This window comes from Synechococcus sp. L2F (genome assembly GCF_024345695.1).
Classification (GTDB): Bacteria; Cyanobacteriota; Cyanobacteriia; order PCC-6307; family Cyanobiaceae; genus MW101C3.
Map to the genome: position 1 here is coordinate 252,508 of NZ_JAGQBP010000002.1, position 17,888 is coordinate 270,395.

The following is a 17,888-nucleotide window of genomic DNA, read 5'->3' on the forward strand; positions in this document are numbered from 1 at the left end:
ATCCTCAACGCAGTCCACCAGCGGAGCGCCACCGCATGCCACCTACATTCAATGGTGATCAACCGCTTCCAAGGATCTGCGTCCATGAGCAACCTGATCGTGGTGGGATTTCCGAAAACCGAGGACGCTGACGCCGTACGTCGCGAGCTTGTCAATATCCAGCAGGAGCATCTGATCTCACTGGAAGATGCGGTGGTGGTCGAGCACGATGCCGCCGGGGAGGTGCATCTGCGTCAGGCGATCAACCTCACCGCCGCCGGCGCGCTGGGCGGTGGCTTCTGGGGCTCGCTGGTGGGGCTGCTGTTCCTCAACCCGCTGCTGGGTGCTGCCCTGGGCGCCGGTGTCGGTGCCGCCTCGGGCGCGCTCAGCGATCTGGGCATCAGCGACGGCTTCCTGCGTGAGGTGGGCGAAACCCTGCCGAAGGGCAGCGCCGCCCTCTGCCTGCTGGTGCGTGAAGCCACCCCTGACCGGGTGGTGGAGCGCCTGCGCAGCTTCGCCCCCCACGCCAAGCTGCTGCGCACCAGCCTCAGCCACACCGACGAAGACCGGCTGCGCGAGCTGCTCGAGAAGACCCGCCAACAGGCTGAAGCCCTGCGGCTCGGCTGAACCCGGCAGGCTTTCAGCTAGCCGCTTTGCGGCGGCGACGGGCCAGGTCATCAGGATGGTTGCGGGCGCGGGGGGTGCCATTGGCATGGCCTTCACCGGCGCCGGCACCGCCACCGCTGTGGTGGGTGCGGGGCACCTGGAAGTCCCAGCCGTTCACACGCAGTTGTTGGTTGACAGGCTCCACCAGCTCACCGGGGAGATCTTCGGCCATCTGCTCGGCAGAGGTGCTGATCGCCGCTGATCCTTGCTTCATCGCCCAGAGCAGCTCGGCCCACTGCTCCACAAGCGTGCGCTGCGCAAGGGGCACTTGGCCTCGAGCTTCCAGTGCGGCGCGGCAGCCTTCTTCATGCCAGAGCGTGTCCACATTGCGGTGGCTGGAGCAGGCCACCTGGGCTAAGCCGCTGGCCAGAGCCTCGGCGCTGGGGCGTCCGTCGTGGTCGCGCAGACCGACCTCGCACAGCAGGCGGCCGCAGTAGATGGCGGAGATGCCGTAGAGGCGGCCCAGATCGGTGAGGCTGAGCCAGGACGTGGACGGGGCCATCGGGCGAACCGACGTGGAACATCAACATGGTGCCCGGGCTGGGGCAACTCGCAACTTGTCAATGCGTCCGTGTGACGGCTGGCAACAATGTTGATGATTCTTCACAGCGCTGACTGGGGCCCAGCCAACGCTCCAGTGCCGGGGAGAAGACCTCGCGGATCACCGTGAGCTGACGCCCGCCGCGAAAGAAGCGGTAGTGGCGGCTCCAGAACGGACCGCTGCAGCCAAAACCCTGTTCCAGCCAAGGTTCTGTCACCTGGGCCAACCCATCCACTTCACGGAACAGTTCGGCGCGATCCGCCGTCAGGCTTTGCCAGATCGGCAGCTGGCGGTCGCGGAGATTTTCTTCGGCCTGCGACTGGTTCCACCAGCTTTCGGCCCAGGCCAGCGGCTCTCCGTGACAGCGAAGCCACACCTGACGCCGCAGCAAGGGCGAGGCCAGACCACCCACTTCTGCAGGCACCCGCTTGCCATCCCCCGCATCGCATGCCATGGCGATCAGCTCCACCTCCACCGGAGCGCCGGTGAGCAGCTGCAGGTGGCGGGTGGGGCTGCCATCACCCAGCAGCAGCAATTGCCAGGCACCGCTGAGGCCCGCCGCCGTGCAGCCGGCCTCCATGGCCGCCCGCGACGCCGACCACAGGGCATGCGGTGAGGGGAAGGGGGAGCCGTCGTCGCCGGGGATTGGCTCCTCGCGCGATCGGGCAGGGGTCGAGCAGAGTGAGCCGCTCATCGGGCTGAGCACCGGTGGTTCAGGCTACGAAGCCAGCCTGGGCAATGAGAGCGGGGGAACTGGCTGAGCAGTCACATCAGCTCAGAGGCCATCGTTGCTGATGCTCACCTGGCGCTGCTTGCCCTGGCGTTCAATCACCACCGAATCGCCACTGGCGGATTGCAGACGCCAGCCGCTGGCGCCGATCGGCTCTCCCACCGACACGTTCGTGCTTGTGCCGCCCACCTGGAAGATCGCTGCGCTGGATCGGCCCTGCACCTGCACCACTCCCATCAGCTCGGGGGCAGGGCCCGCGCTTGCACCAGCCGGCGACGGGGGAGCAGCGACCCTGGGGGTGGCGGAGGCACCCACGGTGTCGCCCACCGCCCAGCCGTTGCCACCAGCAGCAGCAGCGGCGGGGGCTGGGCGGGTGATGGTGCCGCTAACGGGCACCCGCAGCGGCCGCGCGGTGGAGGCCTGGCCGGCGGTGCCACCAGAGAGGGGCGCCAGCTCCTGAACCCACGGCTCTTCCAGCGGCGGCGGCGGCAGGCTGGGATCAAGGGTGGGGGCAGCTCCTGCAATCTGACCAGCAGGCAACGCTGCCGGTTCAGCGGCGGCGGGCACCAGATCTCGCAGCCGCTCCAGCAGCTTGAGATTGCGTTCCTGATCAAGCGCGCGGTTGGCCACCTGCCAGTTGCGCCACAGCAGCAGCGAGGAGGTGATCCCCACCAGGGCAAGGGCCGCGAGAATCGGTAGCCAGGGGCGGTGCCAGAGGGCTGTGGTGGCTGTGCGGGTAGCCCGTGAAGGTGGAGGCGGAGCCGGAGCGCGCGGGGGGGCCTCGCTCACCACCACATCGATCGGCGTATGGTCGAGCAGGCCAACACTGGTGCGGTTGGCTCCATTGGCAAACACCCGGTGCACCACCTGCTCGGCCTTGAGATCCCAGAAGGCTCTGGAGGTGGGGACTGAAGGGGGGGTCGCCATGAAAGCGCAGGCCCAGGCGTGAGTGACGCGCGAGCTTAAGGCACTGACGTCCGTTTTGCGGCTTCCTGCCGCCGGTTCAGCTCCAGCCACAGCAGCAGGGCATTCGCATCGGCGGGGCTGACGCCGGGCGTGCGTGCGGCCTGGCCCAGATTCAGCGGCCGCACGGCGGCCAGGCGCTCACGCGCCTCCTTCGAGAGGGTGGCGATGGCGGCGTAATCAATGCCGTCTGGAATCGGCCGGTGATCCTGCTTGCGCACCCGCTCGATTTCCTGCTGCTGGCGGGCCAGATAGCCGCTGTATTTCACATCGATCTCGGCGCTGTCGCGCACATCGGCCGGCAGCTGCGGATCGCAGAGACCGTGGCGCACCAGATCGGTGGCATGCACCCCGGAGCGGCGCAGCAGATCGGCCAGGGTGATCGAGCCGCGGATCGGCGCGCCCGTTTCCGCTTCGATAGCGGCGGCGGCAGGATCAGACGCCTTCAGCCGCACGCTGTCGAGGCGGCGCTGCTCGGCCGCGATCGCCGCCTGCTTGGCCTCGAAGATCTGCCAGCGGCGGCCATCCACCAATCCCAGCTCATGGCCCAGCGGCGTCAGGCGCCGATCGGCGTTGTCGCCCCGCAGCACCAGCCGGTATTCGCTGCGGCTGGTGAGCACCCGGTAGGGCTCCTTGAGGTCTTTGGTGACCAGATCGTCGATCAAGGTGCCGATGTAGCTGCCCTCGCGCGGAAAGTGCACGGGGCTCTGGCCGCGCAGCAGCCGCGCCGCATTCAGCCCCGCCACCAGCCCCTGCGCCGCCGCCTCCTCATAACCGGTGGTGCCGTTGAGCTGGCCGGCGCTGAACAGCCCCTCCACCCGCTTGGTCATCAGCGAGGGCAACAGCTGGGTGGCAGGCAGGATGTCGTAGTCGACCGCATAGGCGGGCCGCAGCATCACGCACTGCTCCAGCCCCGGCAGCGTGCGCAGCAGCTCGAGCTGCAGCCGTTCGGGCAGGCCGGTGGAGAACCCCTGGATGTAGAGCTCGGGCGTGTCGCGACCCTCCGGCTCCAGGAAGATCTGGTGGGAGTCCTTGTCAGCGAAGCGCACGATCTTGTCTTCGATCGAGGGGCAGTAGCGCGGCCCCTTGCTGTCGATGAAGCCGCCGTAGATCGGCGTGAGATGGAGGTTGTCGCGGATCAGCTGGTGGGTGGCCGCGGTGGTGCGGGTGATGTGGCAGGCCATCTGCTCCCCGCTCACCCAGGCGGCCGGATCGAAGGAGAAGAAGCGATCGGCAGCGTCGCTGGGTTGTTCCTCCAGCTGATCGAGGCGCACGCTGCGTCGATCGACCCGGGCCGGCGTGCCGGTCTTGAGGCGGTCGGTGCGGAAGCCCAGCGCCTGCAGCGCCTCGGTGAGCCCTTCGGCGCGGGCTTCGCCGGCGCGGCCGGCGGGCATGGAGCGGTTGCCCACCCAGATCGTACCGCCCAGAAAGGTGCCGGTGGTGAGCACCACGGCGCCGGCGGCGTACACGCTGCCGAAATAGGTGCGCACGCCGATCACCCGGTCGTCAGCCACCTCCAGGCCGGTGACCATCGCCTCGCGCAGATGCAGGTGCGGCGTGTGCTGCAGCAGCTGCAGCATCTGGCGGGCATAGGCGCGCTTGTCGGTCTGGGCGCGCAGGGCCCACACTGCCGGCCCCCGGCTGGCGTTGAGCACCCGCTTCTGCAGAGCGGTGGCATCGGCCAGCCGCCCGATCACGCCGCCGAGCGCATCCACTTCATGCACCAGCTGGCTCTTGGCCGGCCCACCCACCGCCGGGTTGCAGGGCTGCCAGGCGATGCGGTCGATGTTGAGGCTGAACAGGGCGGTGTCGATGCCCAGCCGCGCCGCCGCGAGCGCCGCCTCGCAGCCCGCATGGCCGCCGCCGACGACGATCAGTTCAAAGCTTTCGCTCGGTGCCGCGCTCAGTGCCATCCGCCCAGGCTATGGGCCTGGCCCCAGGCCTGCCGAGCGCGGGTCGGGGGCCCCAGGCGCCGCGCTGCCTAGCCTCAGGCCGTCGCCGCGCGTTGCCTTGTGAGTCTCGCCATCGCCCTGCTCACGGTGTCCGACCGGCGCAGCGCCGACCCCAGCGCCGACGATCCCTCCGGCGATGCGCTGCGCGATCGCCTGGAGCGCGAAGGCCACCAGCTGGTGGAGCGGTTGTGCGTACCCGACGACCGCTACGCGATCCGGGCGGTGGTGAGCCGCTGGATCGCCACAGCGGCGGTGCAGGTGGTGATCAGCTGCGGGGGCACCGGGCTCACCGGCCGCGATGGGTCACCGGAAGCGGTCGCGCCCCTGCTCGACAAGACGATCGAGGGCTTCGGCGAGCTGTTCCGCCAGCTCTCCTTCGAGACGATCGGCACCAGCACCTTGCAGAGCCGCTGCCTGGCGGGGGTGGCCAACGGCACGGTGATCTTCGTGCTGCCCGGCTCGCTCGATGCGGTGAGCACCGCCTGGGACCGGCTGATCAGCGCCCAGCTGAACCCCGCCACCCGGCCCTGCAACCTGGTGCAGCTGCTGCCGCGGCTGCGCGAGGACCCCCACACCCCGGCCTGGAGCCCGGCGGCCAGCACCAGCACCAGCAACAGCGGCACCGGCACGAGCTCCGCCAGTAACTCCGGCACCGGCGGTACGCCCTGAACGGCATTCGGCGCCGCTGAACGCTTGGATGAGGCCGTTGGGCGGATCCCATGAACGGCAGGCTGGTGGGACGGGTGGAAGCGCTCTGGCGCTATCCGGTGAAATCGATGCTGGGCGAGTGCCTGCCCCAGGTGGAGGTGGGCGAAGGGGGAATCTGCGGCGACCGCGCCTATGCCCTCTGGGACCATGCCACCGGCCGGGTGGCCAGCGCCAAGAATCCGCGCCTGTGGCGCTCTCTGCTCCAGTACCAGGCTCAGTTCATGGCGCCACCGCTGCCGGGTCAGGCGCTGCCAGCCGCCGCGATCAGCGCCGCGGCTGATCGGGCGGCCGGTACGGAGGCGGCGCCCTTGCTCACCAGTGATCCGGAGGCGGGCGCCCAGTTGTCGGCGTGGCTGGGCCGGCAGGTGAGCCTGCTGGATCGGCCCCAGGAGGGCGCCAGCCTGGATCAGTACTGGCCGCCGGTGCAGGAGCGGGAGTTTCAGGACGTGGTGAATGAGCTGGTGCTGCCCGCCGGCACCTTCTTCGATTCCTGCCCGATCCATGCGATCAGCACCGCCACGCTCGACCGCCTGCGGCAGCTGGAGCCCGACCTCGATTTCGCCGTGGAGCGCTTCCGTCCCAACCTGCTGATGGCGCCACTGGAGGGCGACGAGGGGTTCGTGGAGGAGGCCTGGTTAGGCCACCGCCTGCGGATCGGTAAGCGGGCGTTGCTGCAGGTGGACACGGCCTGCCCTCGCTGCGTGATCACCACCCTGGCCCAGTGCGGCCTGCCGGAAGACATCGAGATCCTGCGGGCCACAGCACGCCACAACAAGGTGATCGCCGGCATCCGCCTGTCAGTGCTGACCCCGGGGCCGGTGGCGGTAGGCGACCCGATCACACTGCTGGAGGGGGGCGCGGGCTGAGCCGAGAGGATCGTCAGCCTTGCTGGCACAGCCAATAGAACTGATAGCCGCTCAGCACGATGCCGCCGTCGAACTGGGTGGGGGCGGCACCGGTGTAGAGATCGGTGAGAGTGCAGTGGCTGTTGAAGCCTGGATTGGCGCCATGGCTGAGGCCCTGCTGCATGCCATGGCGGCACAGATCGCTCAGCTCCACCTGCTGTGGGCTGGCATCGAAGTTGGCCAGCACCACCACGCTGTTGGCGCCCTGCTGACCATCTGAGCGCGCATAACAGAGCACGTGATCATTGGCCACGGGCAGCAGTTCGCGGTTGTTGAAGTCGGCGAAGGCGCTGGTCTGCTTGCGGATGGCGATCATGCGCTGCATGGCCGTGAAGATCTCGAACTCCACCGTGCCCGGCTGCTTGCGCTGCTCGGCCTGCTGCCAGTTGATCTTCGGACGGTGCACCCAGCGGCTGTCTTCGTGCTTGTCGGGGTCGTCGCGGAAGCTGTAATCGTTGAGCACACCAAGAGCGTCACCGTTGTAGATGAGGGGGATGCCGCCGAAGGAGAGGATCACCCCATGCAGCAGCAGGATGCGATCAATGGCCTGCCGGGTCAGTCGCGCATCCTGCCGCTCCAGAGCGGCTTCGAGCCCCACCAACGAAGCCAGCGAGCCACAGATGCGCGCATCGCCGGTGGCCTCGTTGCGCATGAAGACCAGGCCCCGGGCGCTGTCGTCGTAGTGGCCGGTGAAATAATCCACCAGGAACCTGCGATGTGCTGAGGGGTCGTAACCCGCTGCCCTGATGTCGCTGTCATCGAAACCGAAGCCGATATCATCATGGCAGCGCACATAATTGAGCCAGGTGGCACGATCGAGCTTGCTGGGCAGGCTCTTGATCCCTTCCCGTAGCAACCGGGTGTTCTTGGTGGCGATGCCATCCCAGAGCAGGGCCATCAGCGTGGCGTTGTAGGCGATCTCGCATTCCTTGGCCACGATGGCATCTTCTCCGAAATACTTGGCCACCTCCACCGGCGCCACGATGGCCTCGGCGATGAACAGCACCCCAGGGGCCGTCACCTGGCAGCAATCCTTCAGCAGCTGCAGGATCAGGTGGGCCTTGTGCTCGTTCTGACAGGAAGACCCTATTTTTTTCCACAGGAACGCCACCGCATCGAGCCGCAGCACATCCACGCCCTGATTGGCCCAGAAGAGCACGATATCCAGCATGGCGATGAACACAGCCGGATGGCTGTAGTTTAGATCCCACTGATAGTTGTGGAACACGGTCATCACCCAGCGCTGCATCTCCTCGTTCCAGGTGAAGTTGCCTGGATCGGTTTCAGGAAAGATTTCCGGCATGCTCTGCTCAAACAGATCGGGGATACGCCGATCTGCGAACGTGTAGTAATACTCCTGATGCTCGAGATCACCCTGCTTGGCCATCAAGGCCCAGACGTGCTCATCCGAGGTGTGGTTCAGAACGATATCCAGCACCAACAGGATGCCATTGGCACGGAACTGCTCCGACAACGCCTGGAAATCGGCCAGATCCCCCACACGGCCATCGATTCTGCGAAAATTGCTGACCGCATAACCGCCGTCGCTCTTGCCCACGGGACATTCCAGAATTGGCATCACGTGCACCATGTTAATGCCAAGCTCCTGGAAATAACCAACCTTCTGGCTCAGATCAGCCAGATCATCAGCAAAACCGTTGGTATAGAGCGCCATGCCCACCCAGCGCTGAGACAGGAACCAGTTATGATCGGTTTCCCGATTGATGTCCAACCGTTCAGATTCAGGTGACCGGTCGACATAGCCCATCGCCATCGTTTCAACCAGCTTCAACATCTGATCAGCGAAGTCGTCGCGATGGCCGTAAAGCGTGGAGAAGAGCGAGTGGATCGCAAAGAAGTTAGCCCCCAGCCGTGTATAGAAGTGCCGCAGATCCTGGCGACGAATCTCCGGCTTCAGATCATCGAGGATCGCATTGAGAAGCGAATGGGAAATCTGTTCATACATGGCCGAAACAAGAAGCAGCGAAACGAGAGGCAGCGAAACAGGACGGCATCAGTGCCGGGCGCTGGCGAAAGCGAAGCTGTGCCGGCCGTGCGGTCATGAGCCGGAGCAGCAGCGCTGGGCAGGGCCGCAGGAGCTGGGGGTTCGTTGGCCTGGCGAAAGAACAGAACGTGACAGCAACCGAATCACCCTCGGTGCTGTCAGATGGGAGGCAGCCTGCTGGTAGCAGCAGTTGGCTGAGCGCAGTGCATCGTTGCCTGGATGAACGCTAGAGCAGCGCGACCAAGGGGAAGCCGTCACAGCTGATCGGCCGCCAGGCCGGAGCAGCCTGGGCACCACAAAAAGCAGCGTTGGCGCCAGCGGCGGCAGACGGCATCCAGCCGAAAGGCCTGGGCGGCTCACGACTGCTGCAGCCAGTGGGCCACGCCGGGATGGAAGTGAGCCACACCTTCCAGAAGGCCGGCGCTGTAGTGACCGTTCATGCCCATGAAGCCACCGCGGGCGAGATACAGCGCCTCGGGATGGCCGCTGCGGCCCGCGGCTGCCGTGGCCTCCGCGATCACCGCGGGGTGGGCATTGGCCACCAGCACGGCCGGCACCGCGCTGACCAGAAGCGGCAGGTCATTGCCGCTGTCGCCGGCAAACACCGTGTCGCTGAGATCGAAGCCGGTGCGCTGCATCAGAAACTCCAGGGCGTGCCATTTGGTGGCACTGGCAGGACACACATCCAGCAGCCCCGTGCCCTTCGCTTCATCCACGCTGTAGATCCAGCTGCAGGCGGCGCCGTGGCCGGCCAGGCGCTCCAGCATCAGCAGCTTCAACGCCTCCAGGTCGACACCCAAAGGCACATAAAAGCTGAGCTTGCAGGCACTCTGGCGATCACTCTCCTGCAGCACAAGCTGGGGAAGATCCACAAACAAAGCCTGCAGATCAGCAGACACACAGCCAGGCCAATCGCGGCGGATGTGCTGCTGCCATGCCGCGCAGGGCTGCCAATGGCCACGATCAAGCTGGTCGAGGCGGCTGCCCACATCACTGATCACCCACTGGGGTTCAGGGAGCGCATAGGTGGTGATCGCCTCCTCCACCAGGGCCCGATGACGGCCGGTGACATACGCCAGCGTGACCTCCGCGCGCGCCGCCAGCCGTGCGAAGAGAGGGCGCGCCAGAGGCGATTCCTCGGCAGCTCCGTTGGGCAGCAGGGTGCGGTCAAGATCGGTGGCGATCAGCAACCGCGCCAAGGGCGCGACAGACCTCACGCCACGGAGCAGCTCATGCGCTGAAAGAAGTTGTAGTGATGGATCGCATCAAGGATGCCCCAGGAATGGGCGCCGGCGGCGAAATACACCTGCTGCCATTCGCTGAGGTTGGCGAGCTCCTCCTGGTGCCGGTTGGCCACCACCACCCCCAGCGTGTTGCCTCGCAGCATGTCCTCATCGCCACCGGAGCCACCGGTCACGAGGATCTGCTCCAGGGGAATCTCATACTGGCTGGCCACGTAGCGCAAAGCCTGTCCCTTGGACGCCCGTGCCGGCACGATGTCGAGGTATTGCCCGAAGGAATAAGTGGCATTCACGGAAAGCTCCTGCTGATGCAGCAGGCCATGAATGTCTTCAATGGGAGGAGCGTGGGCGGCGTCGTAGTAATAAGAAAGCTTGTAGCGGCTCTGCTCACTCTTGGGCTGCAGTGTGAGGCCGGGAATTTCATCCATCACCCGCTTGAGCACCTGGGGAGTCCAGGCATGGTTGATGTGCCGGTTCCAGGCCACATCGGTGAACAACTGGCCGGTGTAATAGATCTCCGTCCCCAGGCTGGTGATCAGAATGTCGGGAGCTGGGATGGCCTTTCGCTTCAGCAGCATCAGCACTGAATCCAGTCGTCGCCCCGTGGCGACGCCGAACATGAAGGCACGGCGGTGCGCCGTGATCACCTTCACTAGTGCCTCGAGTCCCTCGTCATCGCCGAGCAGGGTGTTATCCACCGCGGTGAAGATGGCGCGATCAAACGATTGGCGGATCCTGCCGCTGGCAGGGGGGCGCTCCGGTGGACGGTGCTGCTCAATGATCGGTCGGATCGCCGTGAGGTAACGGCTGGCATGCGCCTCCCAGGAGTAGTACCGGGCGATGTTGATCAGCCCCTGCTGGGAATAGCGGGCCCAGAGCTGGGGATCCGCAAGAATCGCCAGCAGCGCTGAGGCAATCGCGGCGCGATCGGTGGGATCCACGAGCAAGCCATTGCGGCAGTTGCCGAGGATGTCCACAGGGCCGCCATTATCCGTGGCCACCAGGGGCAGCCCGCTGGCGGCGGCCTCCAGCAAGGTGAGGCCGAAGGGTTCGGTGAGCGCCGGGTTCACGAACACGCCCCTTGAGGCCGTGGCCGATCGATAGATCGCCGGCACCTCCGAGGATTGATGGTGCTTGGGCAGCGCCACGACTCCATAGAGATCGAGCGCATCGATCACCAGCAGGATCTCCGTGAGCACATGCTGGGCCCCTTCATGGAGTTCCCGGATGTCGTCGCGGTTGCCCATCACGATCACCAGATTGGCCATCGCCTTCAAACGCGGCTCTTGGCCGAAGGCCTCCAGCAGGGCAATGATGTTCTTGCGCTCATCCGCCCGGGAGAGCGCCAGGATCATCGGCTTGGTGGGATCGGCAAGAAACTTGTTGATCTCCTGCTGGATAGGCGACGGATCGGCGGCGGCAGGCTCCGGGCTGGGCGGAAAGAATTGCTGGAGATCGGTGCCGGGCGGAATCACCGCCATCTTCTCAGGCGTGTAGTAATCGTAAAGTTCGTATTGGCTTTCAATCTCATTCCGCGTGCTCGTGATCACCAGGCTCGCGTGGCTGAGGGTATCTTCCTCGGCGCTGATGCGCTCAATCATGTGATAGCGGGCTTCGATCTGTTCAATCGCCATGCCCACAGCCAGCAGGCGGCGGGTCTTATCACGCCCGAGTGAATGGCCTGTGTGCACCAGCGGCAGGCCGGTGAGGTTGGCGAGCCGCACGCCCACATATCCCGCATCGGCGTAATGGGTATGGATCAGATCGGGCCAGCGCGGCTGCTGCTTCAGCCAGGCATGGAGGGTATCGGCGAAGTTGCCGAGATAGGGCCACAACTGCTCCTTGGCGATGTAAGCCTCTGGCCCCGCCGGCAGGCGCACGATCCGGCAGTGCTCCCCCAGGGGCTCGATGGGCTGCGCATAGTCGTCGCTCACGGCGGCATCCACCACCAGCCGCGTGACCAGATCCACCTGCTCCACATGCGGCTGCTGCGCCAGTGCCTTGGCCAGCTCGACCACATACTTGGTTTGCCCACCGGTGTCCGCATCACGCCCCAGCTCGAGCTGCTGGCCGCGGATCAAGCCATGCAGGCTGATCAGCAGCAGGTAGAGGGGTCGCTCGGAAGCGCCCGGCTGCGCCGAGCGCTCCAGCCGGGTGGCGGCGGCAGCGGTCTGCTGGACGGGGTGCTGTGGCGTTGCGGCCGGCGGCGCGAACTGTGGAGACGCGAGCTTGCAAGACGCGAACTGGGTGGAGGCGAGCTGTTTCAGCACAACCGGTGCGGCTGGGAGCTGCCGGGCTGTGGCCCGGCGGGATGCTCCATCGCGATGTGGGCCTGTCGTTTGGGGCGATCCGCAGGGGTGAATCAAGGGTTCAGTGGTGCTCAGACGACAACAGACGCGAAGCGGAAGCAGAACGCATCAGAGCTCTGCAACCACCCTTAGCCACCGATCCAGATCGATGCCAACACTGAACGAGGCAGGCAGCCATGGCCAGAGCTGCTCGCCCCGACCCGGCCTGAAACCATGGAAATCAGCAGAAAGCAGGCACCGAGCAGAATCCAGGCTGAAGTGGATGGCAGAGCAATCAAGAAGCAGAAAAGGACCGATCAAGGCACAATCTGATCCATGAGACGTCGGATCACACCAGAGCTGTCGCCAGCACGGAAGACGATCTGGCCAAGCCCATCTGCGCAAAGCGGGCAGAAGAATGCCACTCGAGCAATGCCCGCAGAACAATGCCCATAGACCAGAACCCGTCGAGCAGTACCGGCAGACAGCCCCTCTGAGGTCAATGATCTCAACCCCTGCATAGCAGGCTCCAGTGTGATGCCAGGTCGGCAAGATTCAGCAACACCCTGCGACTGCCACGCGCGATGCTCAACCATCAGAACCACCGACAACTGGCGGCCATGAGAGACACAGAGGCCTGCGGCACTGCACGCAGTTGCAGCCCTTCTTCACGCCGAGATGATGACAAAGCTGGAACGCCCGGAACATAAGCGCACCTTCTTATAATCTTTATACCATGGTTTCCCATTGTTTGTTCTTGCGGCGTCACTACCGCTGCGCTGACTCTCAGCCAGGCGCTGGCCAGGGCCAGCATCGGGGGAATGTCCCCGTTGGTGCCTTAGGCAATGACCAGGGACAGGCCCATCGTTCAGACCTTCGAGCGGGCGGGAACCCACAGCTCAGGACAGCCGGAAGAGCCCGCGGGCAGCCAACCAGGCGCGAAGAGCCAACGCGGCCCTGAGGCCGCCGGGGCTCCATGCCAGCACGGCCGCCGCCACACCCGCCAGAGTGGACATTCCTCAGGCGGCGGCTTGGCATGGAGCCCGGCAACGACTCTTCTGCAGCGAATGCAGCCACCCCGACGATCGGCGGCGGCTGGCCGGTGATCGACGGCTGGGCCAAGGCCACCCTCTCGCCCCGTGGCCCCCTGCTCTGGCAGACCCTCCTGCACAAGAGCGCCTGTCTCTCCTGCGCCTGGGGCACGGGCGGTCAGAACGGTGGCTTCGTCGATGAGCTGGGCGAGCCGCTGCAGCGCTGCCTCAAGAGCGTGGAGGCGATCGCGGCGGAACTGCAGCCGGCGGTGCCGGAGGGGGTGTTCGCCGAGCGCAGCCTGGCGATGCTGCAGCAGCTCAGTTCGCTCGAGGCCGACCGGCTCGGCCGCCTCAGCCATCCGCTGATCCTGCGCGAGGGCCGCAGCCATTACGAGCGCCTCGGCTGGGACGACGTGTTCGAGCTGGCCGACGCCGCCTTCCGCCGCCCAGCGGAGCGGGTGGCCTCCTACAGCTCCGGCCGTTCCTCCAACGAGGCCGCCTACCTGCTGCAGCTGTTGCTGCGGGCGATGGGCTCCAACAACCTGGCCGACTGCTCCGATCTCTGCCACGCCCCCTCCACCGTGGGGCTGGGCGAGGTGTTCGGCTCGGGCACCTCGATGGTGAGCCTCGAAAGCCTGCAGCAGGCCGACTGCGTGGTGCTGGTGGGCTCCAATGCCCCCGCCAACCACCCGCGGCTGATGAACGAGCTGATCCGCCTGCGTGAACGCGGCGGCAGCGTGATCGTGATCAACCCGGTGCTGGAGGTGGGGCTGCTGAAGTTCGGCTCGCCGGCCTTTCCGATCAAGTCGATGCTGCGGGGCTCGGAGATCGCCACGCTGTTCCTGCAGCCGGTGCCCGGCAGCGATACGGCCGTGTTCCTGGGCCTGCAGAAGGCGCTGCTGGAAGCGGGCCAGGTGCGCCACGACTTCCTGCGCGACCACACCGAAGGCTCCGAGGCGGTGCTGGAGCAGCTGCGCGCCACCCCATGGGAGGCGATCACTGCCTGCTGCGGCCTCAGCCGCGAGGAGCTCAGCCACACCGCTGCGGTGATCGGCCGGGCCAAGGGCGTGGTGTTCGCCTGGGCGATGGGCATCACCCACCACAGCAACGGCACCACCAACGTGCACGCGATCGCCAACACGGCGCTGCTGAGCGGCAACGCCGGCAAGCCCGGGGCCGGCACCATGCCGATCCGCGGCCACTCCAACGTGCAGGGCTTCGGCTCGATGGGCGTCACGGTGAAGCTGCGGGCCGAGATGCAGCAGGCGCTGGAGCGGCTGCTGGGCCGCCCGCTCAGCCGCGTGCCCGGCTACGACACCCGCGCCCTGATCGCGGCCGCCGGCGCCGGTGCGGTGGACACCCTGCTGTGCCTCGGCGGCAACCTCTGGGGCGCCAACCCGGATTCCAGCGAAGCGAAGCAGGCGCTCGGCCGCATCGACACGATCTTCTACCTGGCCACCAAGCCCAACCAGGGGCACTTCCACGGGCTGGGGCGCCGCCGCACCCTGGTGCTGCCGGTGTTCAACCGCTTCGAAACGCCGCACGCCACCACCACCGAATCGGGCAACAACTTCGTGCGCTTCAACGATCCGGGCCGCTCACACCTGAAGCACGCCGACCTGATCAGCGAGCTGGGCTTCCTGGCCGAGCTGGCCCGGCGGCGGCTGGGCAGCGATCCAATCGACTGGGGCCGCCTGCAGGACCCCGTCTACGTGCGAGAGCTGATCGCCCGCACCGTGCCGGGCTACGGCGCGATCGCCACGATCGATGCCACCAAGCGTGAGTTCAGCGTGGCGGGGCGGGTGTTCGAGCAGCCCAGCTTCCCCACGCCGTCGGGGAAAGCACGGATGGAGCCCACACCCCTGCCGGCGCTGACGCTGCCTGAGCCGGCCCATTTCGGCGGCCTGGCGCCGGGGGAAGCGGGCCTGGTGCTGGCCCTGATCACCGCCCGCAGCTACTCCCAGCACAACACCGTGGTGTACAAGCCGGGCGATGCCTACCGCGGCATGCCGCACCGCAACACGATCATGATGAACCGGGGCGATCTGGCCCGCTGCGGCCTGCGCGCCCACCAGCGCGTGACCGTGCAGGGCGAAGCCGGCGCCCTCAGCGACGTGGAAGTGATTCCCGGCGAGATCCGCGCCGGCGCCGGCTTGATGTTCTACCCGGAGGTGAACGCGATCTTCCGCGCCGCCATCGATCACCGCAGCGGCACGCCAGCCTTCAAGCGGGTGCCGGTGCTGGTGCGCAGCGGGCCTGTCGCCACCGGTTAGGCCGACGATGGCGCCAGGCGCCACATCAGCGGGTGCTCCGGCAGGGCCCACCCCGTCGATCCACCACACAGGGCAGCGGGCGCAATGCCGTCACCGCCGCGGGCATCGCGTGGATGCCCGCCGAAACCGGGCGGCGCTACCCCGTTGACACCGCGCAGCGCGAAGGGCGGACCGTCGTCATGGGGGGGGAGGCGCTGTTCACCGAAGCCAGCCAGGATTCCGCTTGACCGCAGCAGCTTCGCCAGGTGATAGCTCCTGGCGAAGCTGCGCTGCTCAAGCACTGCTGAGGCCTGAAGGGGGTCCATGGGCGTGGGTCTCAATGGGGGGGCATGGCGCTCGATTCATTCATGCTCAGAGTCCAGTGAGGGGCCAAGCGCGGGTGGAGGCGATCAAGGCCTCGTCGGAAAGGGCTTCGCTGCGGCGCACCTCCGCCTGGCGTGACTCCGCCACGGTACGCAGCAGAACCTCCCCCATGACCTCCCGCAACACCTGACTGGCCTCCAACGCCAGCAGCGCCTCCGAGAGCGACTTGGGCAGCCGCGGCGCTTCGGCTGGGGGCACCGAGGCGGGATCGCCGCTGAGCGGCGGGCGCAGGACCCGGGGGTGCCGCAGGGCGTCCTGCGCCACCCCAAGCACCGCGCCCATCAGCAGATAGGGGTTGGCGCTTAGGTCGGCCACCTTGAGTTCCAGGTGGCCGGGCTCGCCCCCGTCGGCCGGCACCAGCCGCAGGGCCGCCTCCCGGTTCTCCACCCCCCACACCTGAAACGGTGCCGCCCAGCGGCCCGGCGCCAGCCGCACATACGACACCGCCAGGCCGCAGGCCAGGGGCATCAGGGCAGGCAACTGCTCCAGCAGACCCGCCAGCAGCGCCTCCCCCCGTGCCGTGAGGCCGGCGGTGCCCGGACCGCCACCGAGGAGCGGCACGCCCTGGTCCGCCACGCTCAGATGCAGGTGGCCGCCGTTGCCCACCAGATCAGATGTCACCACAGGGGCAAAGCTGGAGATCCAGCCGAAGCGGCGGCTCACCTGCTGGATCACCAGACGTGCCGCCACGAGGCGATCAGCGGCCTCGAGCGGGGTCGCCGCCGCCAGCGACAGTTCAAACTGGCCGGCGCCGTACTCCGGATGCAGCTGCAGCCAGGGCAGCTCGGCCGCATCGAGAGCCTCGGCCACGGCCGTGAGGTAATCGAGCCCCTGCACCAGGCGATCGGCGCCGTAGGGACCGCCCATCACCGCCGGGGTCCAGCCGCCGGCCTCCCCGCCCGGTTGGGGCAGTCCCACCATCCACTCGATCTCGAAGCCAGCCAGGGCGCTCAGGCCGGCCGCGGCAAAAGACGCCTGCTGCCGGGCACAGAAGCCGCGCTGGTCGAGGGCATTGATCCCACCGCTGCGGTCGTGCCGCACGCCGGGAGCCCAGGCCCAGCCGGAGGACGGATCGAGGGGGCGCAGGGCCGTGAGATCGGGCTTCAGGCGCAGGTCACCATCTGGCCGGGCCAGGCTCTGCTGCGGATCGATCAAGCCCGTGGCCCCGAAGGCATCAGCCACTGGTGAAAAGCCCACTCCCTGGTTGGCCACCAGCACCAGCCGCTCCAACGGCACCCCCTTCACCAGCACCGAGCCGGCGTGGTTCACAAAGGTGATCGCCAACCGTCGCAGGCCGCGCTCCAGCAGCTCGGCCATCTGCAGAGCGGCACGGTCGTCTGCCACGTCACGACTGGCGATGGGAGGGGGGAGGTCCGGCACGGCATGGCAGCCACGGGCCCGGAAATCATTGCCCGATTCGGCGCCACAGGCCATCGTGGTGGCCACAGCCCCGGCTTCCTTGGCTCCCGCAGCCCTGCTCCTGGTCGATGTCCAGAACGGCACCTGTGGGCCGGCGGCTGGTCGTGCGGGCAGCGCTGAAACCAGCCAGCTTTCCCCATCTCCCCGGCCGCCCGGCTTCAACGCCCACTTCCAGGCGGCGGTCCTGCCTCGACTGGAGCAGGCGCTGGACCACGCCCGCCGCAGCGGCCTGGAGGTGATCCACACCGTGATCGCCAACCTCACCGCCGATGGCCGCGACCGCAGCCTCGACTACAAGCGCTCGGGCCTGGGTTTCGCGCCGGGCAGCTGGGAGGCCCAGGTGATCGCCCCGCTGGCACCGCTGGCCGATGAGCTGGTGCTGCCCAAAAGCTCCTCGTCGCCGTTCAACTCCACCAACCTCGATTACCTGCTGCGCAACATCGGCATCACCGAACTGGTGGTGGCGGGCCTGCTCACGGATCAGTGCATCGACCACACCGTGAAAGATGCGGCGGATCGCGGCTACACCGTGACCTGCCTGATCGACGCCTGCATGGCCGAATCGGCCGAGCGCCACCGAGCGGCGCTGAGCTGCTTCCGCGGCTACGGGAGGCTGTGCACGGTGACGGAATTCATCGCCGTATCCGCCTGAAGCCAATACTTGCAAGCCATTTCCTTGCTGCAAGCCATGCCCTAACTGGAAGCGATGTCCTTGCTCGTGTGGCTGTATTGGCTATCACCTGGTGCAGAAATCGAACTGGAAGAGGGAGATGGGCCACCCCAAAGATGAGCCCCGGGCAAGGCAGCAACCGAGCACATCGTCC

At 66.9% G+C, this 17,888-nt stretch carries 13 protein-coding genes and 1 pseudogene; 5 read left to right on the plus strand and 9 right to left on the minus strand.

The features are described 5' to 3' along the window. The first annotated feature begins 84 nt into the window (after nucleotides 1-84). Complete coding sequence (locus tag KBZ19_RS06135) at nucleotides 85-606, plus strand: DUF1269 domain-containing protein (protein ID WP_255100251.1); 522 nt, start codon at nucleotides 85-87, stop codon at nucleotides 604-606. 13 nt (nucleotides 607-619) lie between these two features. Here KBZ19_RS06135 and KBZ19_RS06140 read toward each other — a convergent pair whose 3' ends face one another. The 4 genes from KBZ19_RS06140 to mnmG all read right to left on the minus strand — a co-directional run bounded on the left by KBZ19_RS06140 (nucleotide 620) and on the right by mnmG (nucleotide 4,792). Continuing rightward, nucleotides 620-1,147: a hypothetical protein gene (locus KBZ19_RS06140; protein ID WP_198948272.1), complete on the minus strand. Its 528-nt coding sequence runs from the start codon at nucleotides 1,145-1,147 to the stop codon at nucleotides 620-622. 58 nt (nucleotides 1,148-1,205) lie between these two features. Further along, on the minus strand, nucleotides 1,206-1,880 hold the full coding sequence (locus KBZ19_RS06145) for a chorismate lyase (RefSeq protein ID WP_255100253.1): 675 nt from the start codon (nucleotides 1,878-1,880) through the stop codon (nucleotides 1,206-1,208). A gap of 81 nt (nucleotides 1,881-1,961) precedes the next feature. Then, nucleotides 1,962-2,843, minus strand: a complete 882-nt coding sequence (locus tag KBZ19_RS06150; protein WP_255100255.1) for a hypothetical protein — start codon at nucleotides 2,841-2,843, stop codon at nucleotides 1,962-1,964. Nucleotides 2,844-2,878: 35 nt separating this feature from the next. After that, nucleotides 2,879-4,792 carry a tRNA uridine-5-carboxymethylaminomethyl(34) synthesis enzyme MnmG gene (gene mnmG / locus KBZ19_RS06155; RefSeq protein ID WP_255100256.1) on the minus strand — a complete coding sequence of 638 codons (1,914 nt, stop codon included), beginning with the start codon at nucleotides 4,790-4,792 and terminating at the stop codon, nucleotides 2,879-2,881. A 99-nt stretch (nucleotides 4,793-4,891) separates the two neighbouring features. Here mnmG and moaB point away from each other — a divergent pair. Together moaB and KBZ19_RS06165 are read left to right on the plus strand one after the other, a co-directional pair. Then, nucleotides 4,892-5,395, plus strand: a pseudogene (gene moaB, locus KBZ19_RS06160) (molybdenum cofactor biosynthesis protein B); the annotation flags it as partial. A 155-nt stretch (nucleotides 5,396-5,550) separates the two neighbouring features. Further along, nucleotides 5,551-6,405, plus strand: a complete 855-nt coding sequence (locus KBZ19_RS06165) for an MOSC domain-containing protein (protein WP_255100258.1) — start codon at nucleotides 5,551-5,553, stop codon at nucleotides 6,403-6,405. 13 nt (nucleotides 6,406-6,418) lie between these two features. Here KBZ19_RS06165 and KBZ19_RS06170 read toward each other — a convergent pair whose 3' ends face one another. From KBZ19_RS06170 to KBZ19_RS06180, 3 genes are all read right to left on the minus strand, one after another. Beyond that, on the minus strand, nucleotides 6,419-8,410 hold the full coding sequence (locus tag KBZ19_RS06170) for an alpha-amylase family protein (protein WP_255100259.1): 1,992 nt from the start codon (nucleotides 8,408-8,410) through the stop codon (nucleotides 6,419-6,421). A 395-nt stretch (nucleotides 8,411-8,805) separates the two neighbouring features. Beyond that, nucleotides 8,806-9,666, minus strand: coding sequence for an HAD-IIB family hydrolase (locus KBZ19_RS06175; protein WP_255100260.1), 861 nt, complete (start codon nucleotides 9,664-9,666; stop codon nucleotides 8,806-8,808). Continuing rightward, on the minus strand, nucleotides 9,663-11,960 hold the full coding sequence (locus tag KBZ19_RS06180) for an HAD-IIB family hydrolase (RefSeq protein ID WP_255100262.1): 2,298 nt from the start codon (nucleotides 11,958-11,960) through the stop codon (nucleotides 9,663-9,665). The genes KBZ19_RS06175 and KBZ19_RS06180 overlap by 4 nt, the downstream gene beginning before the upstream one ends. A 1,054-nt stretch (nucleotides 11,961-13,014) precedes the next feature. Between KBZ19_RS06180 and KBZ19_RS06185 the strand changes: the two genes are divergently transcribed. Beyond that, nucleotides 13,015-15,282 carry an FdhF/YdeP family oxidoreductase gene (locus KBZ19_RS06185; protein WP_255100263.1) on the plus strand — a complete coding sequence of 756 codons (2,268 nt, stop codon included), beginning with the start codon at nucleotides 13,015-13,017 and terminating at the stop codon, nucleotides 15,280-15,282. Here the strand turns inward: KBZ19_RS06185 and KBZ19_RS06190 are convergent. Together KBZ19_RS06190 and KBZ19_RS06195 are read right to left on the minus strand one after the other, a co-directional pair. Continuing rightward, the gene (locus tag KBZ19_RS06190) at nucleotides 15,279-15,587 is read right to left on the minus strand and encodes a hypothetical protein (RefSeq protein ID WP_255100265.1); all 309 of its coding nucleotides are present in this window, start codon (nucleotides 15,585-15,587) and stop codon (nucleotides 15,279-15,281) included. The two genes, KBZ19_RS06185 and KBZ19_RS06190, sit on opposite strands and share 4 nt — an antisense overlap. Before the next feature lie 46 nt (nucleotides 15,588-15,633). Next, on the minus strand, nucleotides 15,634-17,025 hold the full coding sequence (locus tag KBZ19_RS06195; RefSeq protein WP_255100267.1) for a glutamine synthetase: 1,392 nt from the start codon (nucleotides 17,023-17,025) through the stop codon (nucleotides 15,634-15,636). Nucleotides 17,026-17,104: 79 nt separating this feature from the next. Between KBZ19_RS06195 and KBZ19_RS06200 the strand changes: the two genes are divergently transcribed. After that, entirely contained in the window at nucleotides 17,105-17,716 is a 612-nt protein-coding gene (locus KBZ19_RS06200) for a cysteine hydrolase family protein (RefSeq protein WP_255100268.1), read from the plus strand. Nucleotides 17,717-17,888 lie beyond the last annotated feature (172 nt).

Coding starts and splice junctions, on each gene's coding strand:
- KBZ19_RS06135 (WP_255100251.1), top strand. CDS start 85: ATGAGCAACCTGATCGTGGTGGGATTTCCGAAAACCGAGGACGCTGAC.
- KBZ19_RS06140 (WP_198948272.1), bottom strand. CDS start 1,147: ATGGCCCCGTCCACGTCCTGGCTCAGCCTCACCGATCTGGGCCGCCTC.
- KBZ19_RS06145 (WP_255100253.1), bottom strand. CDS start 1,880: ATGAGCGGCTCACTCTGCTCGACCCCTGCCCGATCGCGCGAGGAGCCA.
- KBZ19_RS06150 (WP_255100255.1), bottom strand. CDS start 2,843: ATGGCGACCCCCCCTTCAGTCCCCACCTCCAGAGCCTTCTGGGATCTC.
- mnmG (WP_255100256.1), bottom strand. CDS start 4,792: ATGGCACTGAGCGCGGCACCGAGCGAAAGCTTTGAACTGATCGTCGTC.
- KBZ19_RS06165 (WP_255100258.1), top strand. CDS start 5,551: ATGAACGGCAGGCTGGTGGGACGGGTGGAAGCGCTCTGGCGCTATCCG.
- KBZ19_RS06170 (WP_255100259.1), bottom strand. CDS start 8,410: ATGTATGAACAGATTTCCCATTCGCTTCTCAATGCGATCCTCGATGAT.
- KBZ19_RS06185 (WP_255100263.1), top strand. CDS start 13,015: ATGGAGCCCGGCAACGACTCTTCTGCAGCGAATGCAGCCACCCCGACG.
- KBZ19_RS06190 (WP_255100265.1), bottom strand. CDS start 15,587: ATGGACCCCCTTCAGGCCTCAGCAGTGCTTGAGCAGCGCAGCTTCGCC.